At 41.6% G+C, this 291-nt stretch carries 1 pseudogene; it reads right to left on the reverse strand.

From position 1 onward, the window contains the following. A pseudogene (locus HC175_RS23090) lies at positions 1-291 on the reverse strand (sugar MFS transporter); the annotation flags it as partial.

Genomic DNA, 291 nt, shown 5'->3' on the forward strand with positions numbered 1-291 from the left:
CTTCGGCCCCTACATAAAAGAAGATCCCGAATGCTCCCATGATAAGATTCTTGTTCTTTAAAACGACTCCGTAGTCATTGGAGGCTTCAGTATCTGAAACCTTTGGAAGATTTACAAAGAAGAAAACGAGTCCTATCAGGATAATAAAAATTGCAATCCCCAGGAAGGGAGTTTGTACTGCAGCAGCTTCAGAAGCATAATATTTGACTCTTTCGGTTTCAGTCATAAACGCGATCTCATCTTTGGTCATCACCTTATCGCTAAGGATAAAGAGAGCTCCTATTGCCGGTG

Source organism: Salinimicrobium oceani, from assembly GCF_012037645.1.